This window comes from Parajatrophihabitans canadensis (assembly GCF_053764775.1).
The window spans coordinates 1518661-1533156 of sequence record NZ_CM132445.1; the positions used below are offsets into that span (position 1 = coordinate 1518661).

General features: G+C 64.7%; 14 protein-coding genes. 8 read left to right on the top strand and 6 right to left on the bottom strand.

Annotated features, from left to right (window positions below; genetic code table 11):
- Position 1: 1 nt before the first annotated feature.
- The 5 genes from ACSMXN_RS07370 to ACSMXN_RS07390 all read left to right on the top strand — a co-directional run bounded on the left by ACSMXN_RS07370 (position 2) and on the right by ACSMXN_RS07390 (position 3723).
- The gene (locus ACSMXN_RS07370) at positions 2-577 is read left to right on the top strand and encodes an NADPH-dependent FMN reductase (RefSeq protein ID WP_022915662.1); all 576 of its coding nucleotides are present in this window, start codon (positions 2-4) and stop codon (positions 575-577) included.
- 246 nt (positions 578-823) lie between these two features.
- Positions 824-1360, top strand: coding sequence for a dihydrofolate reductase family protein (locus ACSMXN_RS07375; RefSeq protein ID WP_027140019.1), 537 nt, complete (start codon positions 824-826; stop codon positions 1358-1360).
- A gap of 162 nt (positions 1361-1522) precedes the next feature.
- Entirely contained in the window at positions 1523-2002 is a 480-nt protein-coding gene (locus tag ACSMXN_RS07380) for a VOC family protein (RefSeq protein WP_022915664.1), read from the top strand.
- Between the two features lie 141 nt (positions 2003-2143).
- Positions 2144-2470, top strand: a complete 327-nt coding sequence (locus ACSMXN_RS07385) for a YciI family protein (protein ID WP_022915665.1) — start codon at positions 2144-2146, stop codon at positions 2468-2470.
- 2 nt (positions 2471-2472) lie between these two features.
- Positions 2473-3723: a DUF6596 domain-containing protein gene (locus ACSMXN_RS07390; RefSeq protein ID WP_027140020.1), complete on the top strand. Its 1251-nt coding sequence runs from the start codon at positions 2473-2475 to the stop codon at positions 3721-3723.
- Between the two features lie 39 nt (positions 3724-3762).
- On the opposite strand, the gene ACSMXN_RS07395 is transcribed toward ACSMXN_RS07390, so the two are convergent.
- The 6 genes from ACSMXN_RS07395 to ACSMXN_RS07420 form a co-directional block, all read right to left on the bottom strand.
- Complete coding sequence (locus ACSMXN_RS07395) at positions 3763-4158, bottom strand: OsmC family protein (RefSeq protein WP_022915667.1); 396 nt, start codon at positions 4156-4158, stop codon at positions 3763-3765.
- A 30-nt stretch (positions 4159-4188) separates the two neighbouring features.
- Positions 4189-5046 (bottom strand): enoyl-CoA hydratase/isomerase family protein, encoded by an 858-nt coding sequence (locus tag ACSMXN_RS07400; RefSeq protein WP_022915668.1) that lies wholly within the window; start codon positions 5044-5046, stop codon positions 4189-4191.
- Between the two features lie 35 nt (positions 5047-5081).
- Positions 5082-5915: an alpha/beta fold hydrolase gene (locus ACSMXN_RS07405; RefSeq protein WP_022915669.1), complete on the bottom strand. Its 834-nt coding sequence runs from the start codon at positions 5913-5915 to the stop codon at positions 5082-5084.
- Between the two features lie 31 nt (positions 5916-5946).
- Positions 5947-6435, bottom strand: a complete 489-nt coding sequence (locus ACSMXN_RS07410) for a hypothetical protein (RefSeq protein ID WP_022915670.1) — start codon at positions 6433-6435, stop codon at positions 5947-5949.
- A gap of 69 nt (positions 6436-6504) precedes the next feature.
- Positions 6505-8118 (bottom strand): carboxylesterase family protein, encoded by a 1614-nt coding sequence (locus ACSMXN_RS07415; protein ID WP_081649374.1) that lies wholly within the window; start codon positions 8116-8118, stop codon positions 6505-6507.
- A 156-nt stretch (positions 8119-8274) separates the two neighbouring features.
- Positions 8275-11031 carry a LuxR family transcriptional regulator gene (locus ACSMXN_RS07420; RefSeq protein ID WP_022915672.1) on the bottom strand — a complete coding sequence of 919 codons (2757 nt, stop codon included), beginning with the start codon at positions 11029-11031 and terminating at the stop codon, positions 8275-8277.
- A gap of 219 nt (positions 11032-11250) precedes the next feature.
- Here ACSMXN_RS07420 and ACSMXN_RS07425 point away from each other — a divergent pair, with 219 nt between their 5' ends.
- From ACSMXN_RS07425 to ACSMXN_RS07435, 3 genes are read left to right on the top strand one after another with little or no spacing between them, the layout of a single operon-like run.
- Entirely contained in the window at positions 11251-12981 is a 1731-nt protein-coding gene (locus ACSMXN_RS07425; RefSeq protein WP_022915673.1) for a GMC family oxidoreductase, read from the top strand.
- 50 nt (positions 12982-13031) lie between these two features.
- Positions 13032-13367, top strand: coding sequence for a Rieske (2Fe-2S) protein (locus ACSMXN_RS07430; RefSeq protein WP_022915674.1), 336 nt, complete (start codon positions 13032-13034; stop codon positions 13365-13367).
- Positions 13368-13377: 10 nt separating this feature from the next.
- The gene (locus tag ACSMXN_RS07435) at positions 13378-14466 is read left to right on the top strand and encodes a DUF3533 domain-containing protein (RefSeq protein WP_022915675.1); all 1089 of its coding nucleotides are present in this window, start codon (positions 13378-13380) and stop codon (positions 14464-14466) included.
- Positions 14467-14496 lie beyond the last annotated feature (30 nt).

Here is a 14496-nt window from a genome sequence, read left to right on the forward strand (position 1 = left end):
CATGACTACGTATCAGGTCGGCTACTTCGTCGGCAGCCTGTCCAGTACGTCCATCAACCGGGTGCTCTCCAAGGCACTGATCCGGCTCGCGCCTCCCGACCTCGAATTCACTGAGATTCCGATCGGGAATCTGCCGCTTTACAGCCCCGACTACGACGAGAGCTATCCACCCGAGGCGACGGCGCTGAAGGAGAAGATCGGGCAGTCAGACGCGCTGCTGTTCGTCACGCCCGAATACAACCGGTCGATACCTGGCGCATTGAAGAACGCCATCGACTGGGCGTCACGGCCGTGGGGCAAGAACTCCTTCCACCATGTCCCGGCCGCGGTCATCGGGGCCTCGATCGGCCAGATCGGAACCGCCGTCGCGCAGCAGAGCCTCCGGGGGGTTCTCAGCTTCTGCAACGCCCGGCAGTTGACCGCTCCCGAGGCCTATGTTCAGTACTCGCCCGAGGTGTTTAGCCTGGACGGCGAAGTCCGCAACGAATCAATGGCGACATTCCTGCGCGACTTCATGGCAGAGTTCCGCGAGCACCTGGTGCGCGTCTTGACGGTCATACCGCGGGAGAATCTATAGTCCGAATTACGGTCCGACGGAGGCCAGACTTTGCCGCGTTGGGCACACACTCACGGTCACTCCCAGCCATGCTCTGCTTACGTGATCCTGTCCCAGGGTTGATCACTTGTGTACGTGCCCCATCCTTGGTGCTCGTAGTAGAGCCTTCGCCTGTGAGGAGCCCGGTTACCAGGCAGGTGCCTCGACCGGATTCGGGCTGCGGATCATCGACGCATTAGCGTTCAGGTTGAACCGGAGGTGTTGTGCATGCGCAAGGTCATCGCTTACGAACTGTTATCCCTCGACGGCGTCGCCGAGAACCCCGATGCGTTCCTGACTTCATGGGACGACGTGATGGAGTCCAACCTTGGCGCCGTCATTGCGACGCAGGACGCGGTGATCCTCGGCCGTCGCAGCTACGACGAGTGGGCTGAATTCTGGCCGGCCAGCGAGATCGAGCCCTTCGCGACGTTCATCAACGGGGTCGCGAAATACGTCGCAACGTCTACACCGCTCGAGCGGGAATGGGGTAATGCGATTGCGGTCAGCGGCGAACTGATCGACTTCGTCAAGGATTTGAAGGAGCAGACCGGAGGTGACATCGGCATCCACGCCAGCATCTCAGTCACTCAGGCGCTGCTTGGTGCAAATGTCGTGGACGAACTCAGGGTTGTCATCGCGCCGGCGATCGCAGGCAGTGGACGAAGGCTCTTCGAGGGACTGCCGCCCGTTCGGCTCGAATTGATCCGAAGCGTGACTTCACCCAGCGGTTCGCTGCTCGTCGACTACAAGGTCATTCGGTAGCAGCATGTCGGCCGCGAATCATCGCGGCCCAGTGGTGCACCACAGCTGATGAAGCGTGTCCGACGGGCCCTGGTGCTACCGCAGGATTGGTTCACACTGATTGGTGAAAAGGACCGGCTCTCGATGAGCCCTTCGTCCGCACAACCCTGAAGTGGAGCAGCCATGACCGAATCCGCGCCTCGCATCGACTACGCCAACCTTCCCGCGCCCACCGAAGGCTTTCTGGTTACGTTGTTCATCACCGTCCGGAAGGTCGCGCGGTCGCGGGACTTCTACTCGCGCGTTTTGGGTGGCACCGTCGTCCTGGAAGAGAACCCCTGCATGGTCAAGCTGGCCAATTCGTGGATCATCATGAACCCCGGGGGACCGCCGACCCCGGACAAGCCAGGCATCACGGTGGTCGACTACGAACCGGGTGACACCACGTCAATCTTTCTCAACCTGCGCGTCGCCGACATCCACGCCAGCTATCAGGAATGGAAGGCCAAGGGCGCAGAGTTCGTGACGCCGCCGATCGATCGCGGAGCTGAAATTCGCTGCTACATCCGCGACCCTGATGGTTACCTCATCGAGGTGGGCCAGTCGACCGGGCTGATGCACGGCGAGCTCGCGGCGAAGCGTCCGGAGGATCTGCCCGGCTGAAGGCCGCAGGCCGTTTAGCGCGGTGAACAGAGATTCTTGAAAATACCTGGAAGTCTGTGTCGGATCGGGACAGAGACGTTCGTAGTAGGGGTGAGCGGCCGCCCACGAGGGGCGGCGCCCCACCAAAGGAGATGATCCGATATGCAGTACCTCGTTTCCGTGATCCACGACCAGACCCCCGGCTTGGCGAATCCCGACGAAGAGGCCGCCATCGACGTATTCAACGAGCGGCTGCAGGCCGAAGGTTACTGGGTGTTCGCCGGCGGCCTCGGGGCACCGATCGCTGCCACGGTTATCGACAACCGCAGTGGGGAAGCGGTGTTGACCGACGGGCCCTTCCTGGAGTCGAAGGAGTACCTCGCCGGCTTCTGGATCATCGAGGCGCCCGACCTTGACATCGCGCTCAAGCTCGCAACCGAGGGCTCGAAGGCCTGCAACCGCAAGATCGAGGTGCGGCCATTCCTGTGAGGGTGGTCGATGTCCGGGAGGCGATCACCCTGGCCCACCACGAGGAGTGGGCCCGGGTGGTCGCCACCCTGGCCAGGCGTTTCGGTGACCTCGACATCGCTGAAGATGCTGCGGCCGAGGCATTCGCGACCGCTGTTGAGCGGTGGCCTGGCGACGGCGTACCGCCCAACCCCGGCGCGTGGTTGACCACCACGGCCAATCGCAAAGCCATCGACCGGATCCGGCGCGAAAGCAAGCGCGGCGACAAGCAGCAGGAGGCTCAGATGTTGTACGAGGACGCGTCCGAGTCCTACGGTGTTGCTGGCGCTGCCAGTGCCATCGATGACGAGCGGCTCCGGTTGATCTTCACCTGCTGTCACCCTGCCCTCGCGATCGAAACCCGCATCGCGCTGACGCTGCGCATGGTCGGCGGTCTGACCGTGCCAGAGATCGCCCGGGCCTTCCTGGTGCAGGAAAGCGCGATGGGCCAGCGGATCACTCGCGCAAAGGCCAAGATCAAGGCGGCCCGCATCCCTTACCGGGTGCCGTCAGCCGAAGATCTCCCAACACGCGTCTCCGGCGTTCTCGCCGTTCTCTTCCTGGTCTTCAACGAGGGTTACCTGGCGAGCGGCCCCGACACCGATCCAGTTCGTCCCGCTCTGACTGGCGAGGCGATCCGGCTGACTCGCCTGATCCGAGCCCTCATGCCTGAGGACGGGGAGGTGGCCGGGTTGTTGGCGCTGATGCTGCTCACCGAGGCCCGCCGCCCGGCCCGGGTTTCGGCGACGGGTGAACTGGTCGCCCTTGACGAGCAGGACCGCGGAGCCTGGGACGCGGCGCTGGTCGCCGAGGGTCATCGGCTGGTGCGGGAGCGCCTCGTTGCTGCCGCCGCTGGCGTGCCCCCGGGTCGTTACCAGATCCTCGCCGCGATCAACGCCGTGCACACCGACGCCCGCGATGTACGCGACACCGATTGGTCGCAGGTCGTCGCCCTCTACGACCAACTCGTCCGCCTCGACCCGTCGCCGATCATTGCTCTCAACCGAGCCATTGCGGTCGCCGAGCTTGACGGCCCGGAGGTGGCACTGGCAGCCGTCGACCGTCTTGGTGAGGCGCTGGCCGACTATCACGCCTACCACGCAACCCGTGCCGATCTGCTGCGGCGATTGGGCAACACTGAGCCATCGCGCGCCGCGTACGACAAAGCCATCGTTCTCGCGGGAAACACAGCCGAAACCGCCTACCTGAGACGCCGCCGCGACCAGTTGGGATAGGTTCCGCTTCGGGATGCACCCGTGCGGCGGCCTGAGCGGCTAGGCGCGCGTGCGCTGCACAGGGGCTCCGGCCCGAATCGATTTCGGTATCTCAGCAACATCGTCCACGACTGCCAGCAACGTCTCGATTTCGTCGACCGATGCTGGACTGTCGACATCGACCAGGTAACCGATTCCCTTCGACTGCCAGGTCTCGGTGTTGAAGTCGCCGGAAGCAGTTACACGCACACCATGAACGATGATGCCTAGTCGGTCGGCCTCTCGAAAAACGTCGTTCAGCACGCAACCGGCAACTGCCAGATGCAACAGGTGTGCCCCGGTGAACGACGTCTGCACGGTGACGCCCTCTGCTGTCCACCGATGGGGAAACCGGACGACATCGCTCGCCGTGCCCTGCAACGTGCCTGCTCCCACCACCGCGTCGGACTCGGTCATAGCGACAATGATGCCAGGACGCCTGAGGCCCTACCTCGCCTCGCCGAGCGTCGCCTCAGCTAGCAATGCTGCCAGGTCCAATTCCGCCTCCCGGGTTTGAAGGCCATGTTTCATAGCGCTTTGGATCAAGCGCTGCGTCTCGGCGCTACCTACGGCGTCACGAAACAGGTCGGAGTCCCGCCGGAAGTCTTCGAGCGGGGCAAGCGAAATCTCGTTGACGCGCTGCTTCACCACGGTGTGCCCGGCGGTTGGGAATGCTGCAATCCGATGGGCAAGTGCTCGGACGAAATCATCCAACGCGTCTGCAGGCAGCGCACGATTGATCCAGCCATACCGCTCGGCGAGGTCCGCGTCGTAGTCGTCCGCGCTCAACATCACCTCGAGCGCTCGCGCGCGACCCATGAGCCGAGTGAGGTACTGGGCCGCGCCACCGCCCGGGATCTGCCCGAACGCAGGCTCGAACTGAGCGAAGATCGCCCTTTCCCGCGCAGCGAAACGCATGTCGCAGGCCAGGACGAATTCGCTGCCGGCACCACGGACGCGTCCCTCGATCTGTGCGATCGTGACCAGCGGACTCGCGCTGATGTGACGGAAGAGGGTGGCGATCGACGCCTCGCCGGTCAATCTTGCCGCCTCGGCCCGATATTCAGCGATCCGAGTCAGGTCGACGTGCGAGATGAAGTAGTCAGGGTCGGCACTCTTGAAGACGACGACCTTCACAGAGTCGTCTGCCTCTGCGAGTTGGAGGAGCGAGACGAGGTCGCGAACCAGTTCAGGCCCCAGCAGGTTCATCGGCGGTGCCGCGATTTCCGTTAACAGCACTCCTCGTTCGCTGTTCACCCTGAGCGTGTCGTACGTGCGACCTGCTTCTGATACGTCCGACATCATATGGATCTCCGGGTATCTGATCTACGGACGGACTCTCACCGCCCCGGGCCGCCAATTGAGTCCAGGATCGCTGCGGCGTAATCGGCCGGGGCTTCCTCCCAAGCGAAGTGGCCGGTGTCGAGGATCTTGAGGCGGCTATTGCGCAGCCGCTCGTGGAGAAACTCCGCGTTGGAGACCGGTACCACGCGGTCGTGGCCGCCGTTCACGATCGTGACCGGAGTTGTGATGCTCGGTAGCAATTCGGCGAGCGCTGGCAGCTCCTCTGGATACTTGCGGACGTAGCGCATCGATTCGACGTACCGGTCGCCGTCATAGCAGGCGAGGTAGTCCGCGCGGATCTCGTCCGGTATACCGCCCGCGATGGTGTCAAGGGAGGTGTTGATGCTCGCGCGAGAGTCCAGCTGGCGATATTTGTCGAGGTCGGGATCGAGCACCCGGGACCGGAGCGGCTCGCCGAGATCGAGCGGAACCGCGGCTCCGCCGGAGCCGACGACCACACTTGCGATCCGCTCGGGGTGTGCTGCCGCCGCGAACAGGGCGGCGGAGGTGCCGACGTCCGGCGCGACGATGTGAGGGGTCCCAAGCTCAGTTTCGGCAATAAGTTGTGCGAGAAACCCTCCCATCGCTCGTGGGGACATCAGATCATCTCGACGGTCCGAGGCGCCGAAGCCCGGGAGATCAACAGCAAACAAGCGGGCGTGCTCGGCGAGCGTGTTCCACATCCGGGTGAATGCATAAATGCTCTCGGGCCAAGGGCAGGTCAGCAATATCACCGGTTCGTGCGGACCGCCGCCCTCGGCGTACCGGATCCGTACTCCGTCGACCATCCGGAACTGGGGCTTGATTGGTGTGGTCAGCGAGGTGCTCATGGCCGCTCCTTACCGATCTGATTGTTTGCGCTCATGACGGCAGGTCCGTCCCGCCTGTTTGTGATCGACCGGTCGTCACATTGTTGCGTGCTTCGATCGCCTTTACGCTATTGACGAACGCCTTCTTGAGGACGCCCCGGCCGACGCTTCCGACAACGAGCGCGAGTACCCGACCCTTGAGATTCTTGCCGTTACGGACAATGACAACGTTCACCTCGGTCGCCCCATCGGGCGAGGGCGTAAAGGTGTAGGTGTAGCCGGACCCACTGCCCCACACGTTCGAATCGGTGGTCGTGAGAACGACGCGGTCGGGATTGGACCAGTCGTACTGCAGACGCTCCCAGACGCCACCTGACCCTTCCGTGACGTCGGCTTCGCCTTGTCCGACATGGTGAACCTTCAGGTCGCTGTCAGCGCTGCGGGGAAACATCTTCGAACGACCCGGCCCGAAATCGGTGAGGCCGGCGATGTACTGCTTGGGGGTGAGGGCGGTGGTTTGCGTCAAATGGATGGTTGACATGCCTCCTCCTTCCGACAGTGGAGATCAGTGGTAACGACAGGCTGTAAAAGCGGCCACCGGATCGCGGGTTCATCCGGCCGCCCAGAATCCGCAGTGATGTATTGACGCGAAGTTGCGCTCGAGTTGAGGTTGCGGCTGCACCAGCGACAGCACCTTCGACCGCGTGTTGAATGCCGGCCAGCGCACCGCTGCCGTCGACGGATTTCCAACCGCCGCGAACTTCGCCCAAGCCGCGCGCATGCTCGCTGCGAGCACCTCTTGATGGGCGTTCAGCGGGGTTGCGAACGGCGCGTTCGGCTGATCGAACAGGTATTGGATCTCGGATGAATGCGTTGCGACCGGCGGGAACTTGGGCCCGGCGAACAGTTGCGGCGCGGTGTCGTCATCGAACTCGTAGGCGAACGTGGGCACGCGATTGGACACCACGTGATCCACCTGGAGCGCCGGGCATGCAAAGTTCGCGTCCGAGACAACCGTGCTGAGAGCCACGACCGGCGCCGGGTACGCGGTGACCGGGTACTCGGCTGCGACCGCCGCCGCCCTGGACGCTGACACGCCAAGCACCGATGCGATCACGCTCTCGTAAGTCTCAGGAGTCGGTTCGGGTGCCGGTACGAACATTCCGCCGCTTACGCCCAGGTGCAGTCCGGCGACGAAGATGAGTTCTTCGTTGTGGTTGACGCCGTTGAGGATCGGCACCCGGGCGAAATGCCCAGCAGCCAGCGCAGTTCCGATCGATTCCGTGAGGACCTTGCCATCGACGACGCCCGGGATGGCAGCGTCCGGGAAGGTGCCGACGAGGGTGTCGGCCGGCACGTGGCGCAAACACTGCGCCGTCTGATCCGGGCAGTTGACCTGGTTCGCGAACGTCGTACCGAAAGCTTCGGCGCTGGCGAGCGGCACCTGGTTCAGTGCGAACGCGCCGCTTTCCACGATCGCCCGTTGGAACAGCCCCCGCGCGCCTGCTGACACGAGCTGGGCGAGAACCGACACCCCACCGGCCGACTGGCCTGCGATCGTCACGTTGTGTGGGTCGCCGCCGAAGCGTGCGATGTTGTTCTTGACCCACCGCAGTGCCGCTTGCTGATCCATCAAGCCGTAGTTGCCGGCCGAACCGCCCGGCCGCGAAGCGAGCGCCGGGTGCGCAAGGAAGCCAAACACGCCAAGCCGGTAGTTGATTGTGACGACCACGACGCCGTTGGCGGCCAGCTTGGTGGCGTCGTAGTTGAGGGCGCCGTCCTGGGTGAAGCCGCCGCCGTGGATCCATACCAGCACTGGCCGCTTCGCGTCGTGGCGCAACGTCGGGGCGGAGACGTTCAGGTACAGGCAGTTCTCGGACTGCGGGCCAGGCGGCTTGAACAGGCTCGGCTTCTGCGGGCAGCTGGGCGCGTATTGCGTCGCGTCGCGGACCCCGCGCCATGACGTTGCGGGTTGCGGTGGGCGCCAGCGCAGGTTACCGATCGGGGGAGCGGCATAGGGCAGCCCGCGGAAGGCGTACCCCCCGGTAACGGCTGTGCCGCGAACGAAACCTGGTTGGGTGGCGACGACCGGATCGGCGCCGGTGCGCGAAGGGATACCCAAGCTGTTGGCAGCGGCGCGCGTGCCTGAGACCGAAAGGGTTAGCGCGGTCAGAGCCGCGCAGGCGAGGGCCACAAGCGCCCGCCTTGAGTTTCTCCCATCCATGAGGTGACTCCTCGGTTCGGGACCTTGGCTGTATGTCACGATTGCCGCCTGCGCCGTTGATCGCACCCGCGCGAATCCTGGTCGGCACCCGGGTCACGCGTGAGCCGACGCGGGCCGGTCACTAGTCGTGGCCGAGGCAGGCGCCGTCGACTCCGGCTAAGAACGCACTGACTGCGGCGATGTGGCCCATAGCTCTCGACGCGAGCTGATTCCGAGCTTCGCGTACACCTTGCGGAGATGCCATTCGACCGTCCGGGAGCTCAGGAACAGCTGCGCGGCGATCTCGGGGTTCGAGAGCCCGTCGCGCGCAAGTCGGGCAATCTGCTCCTCCTGCGGGGTGAGCTCGTCGTGCGTCTCCGCGTTTCGCTTTCGGATCGTCTCGCCCGTCGCGACCAGCTCGCGGCGGCTGCGCTCGGCGAACGCCTCCATTCCGATGGCGGCGAACATGTGATGAGCCGTGCGAAGCTGATCGCGCGCGTCGCTGCGACGCCCTTCACGACGCAGCCACTCCCCGTAGAGCAAATGCCCGCGGGCGAGCTCGGGACGCAGGTTGGTTCGGCCGAATCGCTCGATTGCCTCGCGATAAAGGAGCTCTGCGTCTTTGCCGTGACTCAGCAAAGCCCGCGAGCGTGCCTCGGTGCCAAGTGCCCAGTCGGTGCCTGCCGGTCGGGTCATGTCGGCCAGTCGTTGCAGCGCGTTGCGTGCAAGATCGTGCTCGCCGATTCGGGCTGCCGCCTCAACGAGCTCGGGCAGCGCCCACATCTGTGGATAGGGATCGATGTCGTTCGCGGTCACCTCACGCGCCGCCGCCGCCGCCTGGTCGAAATGACCGATGCCGTTGTAGAGGACGGCGGCCGTCCACTGAGCCACCCGCACCGCCAGGCCCTGTCCCTGTTCGGAGGCCTGTGCGATCGTCGCCGCGATCAGCGCCGACGCTTCGGCTTCTTTGCCTCCCATCGATAGGAGCCTGAGAGTGGCGAACGGAGGGAGCTGGCTGCCGGTAACCGCCGCCACGGTGTCGCTCTCCGCGATCAGAAGGCCGGCACCGGACAGGTCTCCATTCCACGCGTTGTCCAGCGCCACGGAGCTGAGATAGACGGGCAGCTCCGCGAGCGCACCGGCGGCTCGCACGATCTCGGCGTGGCGCTCGAAGGCTTCGGTCGCGGCGTCGGGGTCCCACGCCGTCTGGCTGGCCATCGGGGCTATCCACCCCCACCGCAGCACGTCCTCGTCGGGCAGCTGCGCCAGGGCTTTCGCCGCCCGCTGCAAGATCGGTATCGCCGCGGCACGTCCGGCGGTGTGTACCCTCGCAAGGCCTTCCAGCAGCAGGCTTTTGCCGTCCGGACCGCCCGCTGGGGGAGGAAGCTTCTCGGCGGATCGGCAGATGTCGAGAAACACGCCTGGCTGCCCGAGGTGCGCGGCGGACATCGCAGAAGCGTAGGCAGTCAGATAGGCCTCTCGAGCGAGCTCGAGGTCAAAGGCTTCGAGTTGTCTCGCAGCCGTCAGCAAGAGCAGCGGAGCGTCCTTGCCGTAGTTGAGCACCAGCGCGATGTGGCCGTGCACCAGCGCTGCTCGTGCGGCCTGAAACCCGTCGAGCGGGTAAGACTCCGCCACCGCCAGCAGCCGCTGTGTGGTTTCCAGCCATCCCGCCTGAAAGCTTGATTCGGCCGCGGCGAGGGCGCGCTCCGTTCGCCGACCCGGGTCGGGGGTCAGCCCGAGGGCGCGCTGCAGGAAGGCGGCCGCGGCGGCGACTCCGCCGCGTGCTCGTGCGCGACCTGCGCAGCGTTCCAGCTCCCGAGCCACCGCCTCGTCCGGTGCTTGGGCGGCGGCAGCCAGATGCCATGCCCGACGGTCTGGATCGACGTCCCGATCGGTCACTTGCGCCAGCGCGAGGTGGACGCTTCGGCGTTGATCCGCCGGCGCAGACCGGTAGACCGCGGAGCGAACCAGCGAGTGCCGAAACGTCACGGACTCCTCGATCGTGAGCAACCCGTCTATCGGTTGCGCTGCGGCGATGTCTATCCCGAGCCGCTCGGCTGCGCGCCGGACGAGGACCGGGTCACCGACCGGCTCAGCGGCCGCGACCAGTAGCAGCAGACGCGCTGCAGCCGGAATGCCTTCGACCCGCCGGCGAAAGCTCTTCTTCAGCCGAGTCGGTAACGCTTGCACCGGGGCGTCGAGGAGTCCGAAACCGCCGGCAAGCTGCTCAGCAGTCAATCCGCGGGGCAACTCGAGCAATGCGAGCGGATTGCCTCGCGTTTCGACAACGATGCGATCGCGGACGCGCTCGTCGAGGGGAAACATGACGGCCGAACGCAGCAGCGCGCGGGCGTCGCCGTCCCGGAGCCCGAGAACCTCCAGCCCGGGCAGCCCCCGAAGATCTGCGATGGGCTCGCGTGCGGCAAGCAGAACTCCGACCGGCTCTGCCAATAGTCGCCGCGCAACGAACGCCAGAGTCTTCGACGACACCTCATCCAGCCATTGCGCATCGTCGACGACACAGAGAACAGGGCGCTCCTCGGCAGCCTTCGACAGCAGCGTCAGAACAGCCAGCCCGACCAGGAATCGATCCGGCGCGGGCCCGGCGGTCCGGCCGAACGCGACCTCGAGCGCGTCGCGCTGTGGCGGGGGGAGTAGCTCCACGGTGTCCAGCAGTGACGAACAGAGTTGGTGCAAGGAAGCGAACGGCAACTCCATCTCTGACTCAACACCCGCAGCGTGCAGGAGCCGCAGGTCTGTGGCCGCCACCACGACATAGTCCAAAAGCGCTGTCTTTCCGATCCCGGCCTCGCCGTGAATCAGCAGGGTGCGACTCTCGCCGGCGCGTAGCGCGGCGACCATGTCATCGAGCTGGGAGCACTCGGAACCACGCCCGTACAAGCTCCCCGGCCCCGAAACCGGATCGGCCACCATTTGGCCCGATCGTAGCCCGACGCGCGTGAAGATAGTGCTTCGGTTTTTCCAGTGTGCTGCCCAGGGCCCTTACTGGCGCGAGAGATAGCCCAACCTGGCGAGGCTTGGCGGAGAGCTTGGCCAGCTATTTCAGCTCGGTCCTATTCAGCTCAGTTCTATTCAGCTGGGTCGCGGCGGCCGCTCGCGATGCGGACGCCGACAACTACAGGAGAGAGGGCAATGGCGAGCTTCGACTACGACGTGGTCATCATCGGCTCGGGATTCGGCGGAAGCGTCGCTGCGCTCCGTGCGGCGGAAAAGGGTTACCGAGTTGGGGTCATGGAGTCCGGCAAGCGCTGGAAGGACGACGACATTCCCAAGAGCCAGTGGCATTTGCCAGGATTTCTATGGTTTCCCGCGGCTGAGTTGTACGGGATCCAGAGAGTCGAGTATCTGGACGACGTTCTCGTGCTCTGCGGGGCGGGCGTCGGCGGTGGGTCCCACGTCTACGCCAACACCCTGTACGTCCCGCCGAAACAGTTCTTCGACGCGCCCGAGTGGGCGGGCATCACGGACTGGGCGGACGAGCTGGCACCGCATATCGACCAGGCAACCCGGATGCTCGGCGTCGTTCGATACCCGTACCTGCCTACCGACGTTGATCGTGTCATGCGCGAGGTTGCGGCTGACTTCGATCGAGCGGAAACGTTCAACAGCGCCCCGGTCGGTGTCTATTTCGGAAGCCCCGGTGTGGAGGCCGCCGACCCGTACTTCGGCGGCGTGGGACCGCGGCGCACCGGCTGCATCTCGTGCGGCAAATGCAATATCGGTTGTGGTCACAACGCGAAGAACAAACTGACGACGAATTACCTTTATCTGGCGGAGAAAATCGGCGCCGAAGTCCACGAATTACACGAGGTGTACGACCTCGCCCCGCTTGACGGCGGCGGCTTCGAGGTGCGCGCGCGGCACCCAGGTTGGGCGCAGCGAGCAACGCACGTTCACCACCACATGTACACAGCTGAGCAGGTGATCGTCGCCGCCCACGCGTACGGCTCCGCCAAGCTACTGCTGCACATGCAGCACGCGGGCCGGCTGACCGGACTCTCGAGCGAGCTCGGGCGACGAGCACGGACGAACTCCGAACAGCTACTCGCGATCACGCGATCGCATGGCGAGTGGGAGCGTGATCCGGACAAGATCCGGCTCACGCCAGGGTCGGTATCGATCACTTCCGGCGTCTGGCCTGATCCGGTGACGAGCATCGAGCCTGTCTACTGGGGCGTCGGAAATGACCTGTTCGCGTTCTTGGTCACCTACCATCAGAGTGGCCCGCAGAAGCATACGACCGCGGCGTGGGTCAAGCAGCTGATCGAACACCCGACCGAGGTGCTCAGCTTCGACGACGCGCGCGATTGGGCCGAGCGCACGGTCATCATGCTCTGCTCGCAGACGACCGACACATCCGTTGAGCTGTACTGGCACGACGGTCTGCTGCGGAGCCGGCACACCGGCGTGCCTCCTTCAGTCCACATCCCGATTGTCGAGCAGTTCGTCGACCGGATGGCCGCGAAGATGGACGGCCACGAGGGAGCGCTGCCGTTCGAGGTCATCAACCGCACCGCCTCGGCCCACTTCACCGGTGGAATCCCAATCGGGGACAGCAGCGAGACTGGCGCCGTCGACCCGTACCAGCGCGTATTCGGCCAGCCGGGCCTTCACGTCATTGATGGCAGCGTGATGCCGGCCAACACCGGTGTGAACCCGTCACTGACGATCACTGCGTTGGCCGAGCGGGCAATGTCGCTCTGGCCGAATAAGGGAGAAGTGGACCCTCGACCCCCGTTGGGCTCTGGCTACCTGCGGATCGCGCCGGTCATGCCCCATCGCCCGGCGGTGCCCGCGGGCGCATCAGGCGAGCTACGGCTTGACGCGAAGAAGGCCGACGTGATCCCCGACTATCCCTATTGATGACCACTACTCGATGACAGTTACCCCCAACTGATGACAGGGAGTATTCGATGACCGAGCTCGCAGCCCATCCGTTCCGCACGCTGCTTCCGAGCGATGCGATTGCCGATAACTTCGTCGTTCCTTACTACTTGGCCGATAGAAAGCTCCGGGTCTCAATCGCTCGTGTCGACGGGCAGCTCTATGCATTCGACGACCTGTGCACCTGCGCCGACGAATCATGCCCGCTCTCGGCCGGATTGCTCAGCGGGACGACGGTGATGTGCCAATGCCACGGCTCGCGGTTCGATATCGCGACGGGTGCCGTGATCGTTGGCCCGGCGAGGCGGCCCTTGACCGTCTATGAGTTGCAAGAGGTCGACGGCGACATTCGCATTCGTGCGTAGCGGGCGTGACATGACGAGCGATGCTCAACCCGGAGCCCCAGCGCAGGACGAACAACGAGTCCAAACGCAGCTCGCCCTGCAAGCGATGCTGATTCCAATCTTCTTCGTGATCATGTTCGCGGTTTGCATCATCGGCACGTACCACAAGCCGCATCCCAACGGCATCAAGGTGGGTGTCGTCGGGCCAGCCACCCAGACTGCTCAGCTCCGCGCCCGCCTCGAGCAGGTCGCCGGCTCGGCCTTCGACATCAGCCCGGTGGCCACGGTGCCAGACGCAGCGCGCGACGTCCGCCAGCGCGATCTCGACGCGGCCTTCGTTCCTACCGTCAACCCGCAGCAACCGGCGACCATTATCGTCGCCAGCGCCGGCGGCCGACTCGTAGCGACAGCAGCTGAAACCCTGGCTCGATCCGTCACTACGGCAACAGGATCGCAACTCGTCGTCCGTGACGTCCGCCCGCTGCCACCTGGCGATGAGATCGGGATCGGCATATTCCTGTTCATGATCGTCTGCACGATCTGTGGCTATCTCGCCGTCACCCTGCTCTTCACGGTGGCTCCAGCGCTCACGCCCCGTCGCCGCTATCCAATAATCGTCGCGGTCTCCGTCCTGGTGCCGATGCTCGCGTATTTGATCGGTGGTCTCGGCTTCGGCACGTATACCGGTTCGTTCGGCACGATCCTCGCCTTCATCGGCGTCGGCGCACTCTATACGTTCGTGATTGGCCTTATCACCAGGCTGTTTCAGGTGGTCATCGGCCCGACCGCGCTCTTCGTGTCGCTCGCCGTCTTCGTCTTCCTCAACATTCCTAGCCTCGGCGCCACCTACACGGCCACGATGCTTCCGCCGTTCTGGCGCTTCCTCAACCATTTCTGGGTCGGCGCGGAGACGACCAACGCGGAGCGCAGCATCCTGTACTTCGACGGGCACGGCGTCGGCGGCGATTTGCTCCGACTACTGGCATGGGCCGTTGTGATCGTCGTGCTCCTCGTGCTGCCGGTCTCACGAAAGCTCGAACGCCAACGTGACCGCGCAGCCATGGCCGAACAGGTCGGGCAGCAACGGCGCGCTGGGCTACCCAGCGAGGCCTCGAGATGACGGCGGCAGCATTCTCATCCCGTCCGAACT

Excerpts from the sequence above, each read along its gene's own strand:
- ACSMXN_RS07395 (WP_022915667.1), bottom strand. The coding sequence starts at position 4,158 with ATGACCGAGTCCGACGCGGTGGTGGGAGCAGGCACGTTGCAGGGCACG.
- ACSMXN_RS07405 (WP_022915669.1), bottom strand. The coding sequence starts at position 5,915 with ATGAGCACCTCGCTGACCACACCAATCAAGCCCCAGTTCCGGATGGTC.
- ACSMXN_RS07375 (WP_027140019.1), top strand. The coding sequence starts at position 824 with ATGCGCAAGGTCATCGCTTACGAACTGTTATCCCTCGACGGCGTCGCC.
- ACSMXN_RS07370 (WP_022915662.1), top strand. The coding sequence starts at position 2 with ATGACTACGTATCAGGTCGGCTACTTCGTCGGCAGCCTGTCCAGTACG.
- ACSMXN_RS07415 (WP_081649374.1), bottom strand. The coding sequence starts at position 8,118 with ATGGATGGGAGAAACTCAAGGCGGGCGCTTGTGGCCCTCGCCTGCGCG.
- ACSMXN_RS07435 (WP_022915675.1), top strand. The coding sequence starts at position 13,378 with ATGACGAGCGATGCTCAACCCGGAGCCCCAGCGCAGGACGAACAACGA.
- ACSMXN_RS07385 (WP_022915665.1), top strand. The coding sequence starts at position 2,144 with ATGCAGTACCTCGTTTCCGTGATCCACGACCAGACCCCCGGCTTGGCG.
- ACSMXN_RS07410 (WP_022915670.1), bottom strand. The coding sequence starts at position 6,435 with ATGTCAACCATCCATTTGACGCAAACCACCGCCCTCACCCCCAAGCAG.
- ACSMXN_RS07400 (WP_022915668.1), bottom strand. The coding sequence starts at position 5,046 with ATGATGTCGGACGTATCAGAAGCAGGTCGCACGTACGACACGCTCAGG.
- ACSMXN_RS07420 (WP_022915672.1), bottom strand. The coding sequence starts at position 11,031 with ATGGTGGCCGATCCGGTTTCGGGGCCGGGGAGCTTGTACGGGCGTGGT.
- ACSMXN_RS07425 (WP_022915673.1), top strand. The coding sequence starts at position 11,251 with ATGGCGAGCTTCGACTACGACGTGGTCATCATCGGCTCGGGATTCGGC.
- ACSMXN_RS07380 (WP_022915664.1), top strand. The coding sequence starts at position 1,523 with ATGACCGAATCCGCGCCTCGCATCGACTACGCCAACCTTCCCGCGCCC.
- ACSMXN_RS07430 (WP_022915674.1), top strand. The coding sequence starts at position 13,032 with ATGACCGAGCTCGCAGCCCATCCGTTCCGCACGCTGCTTCCGAGCGAT.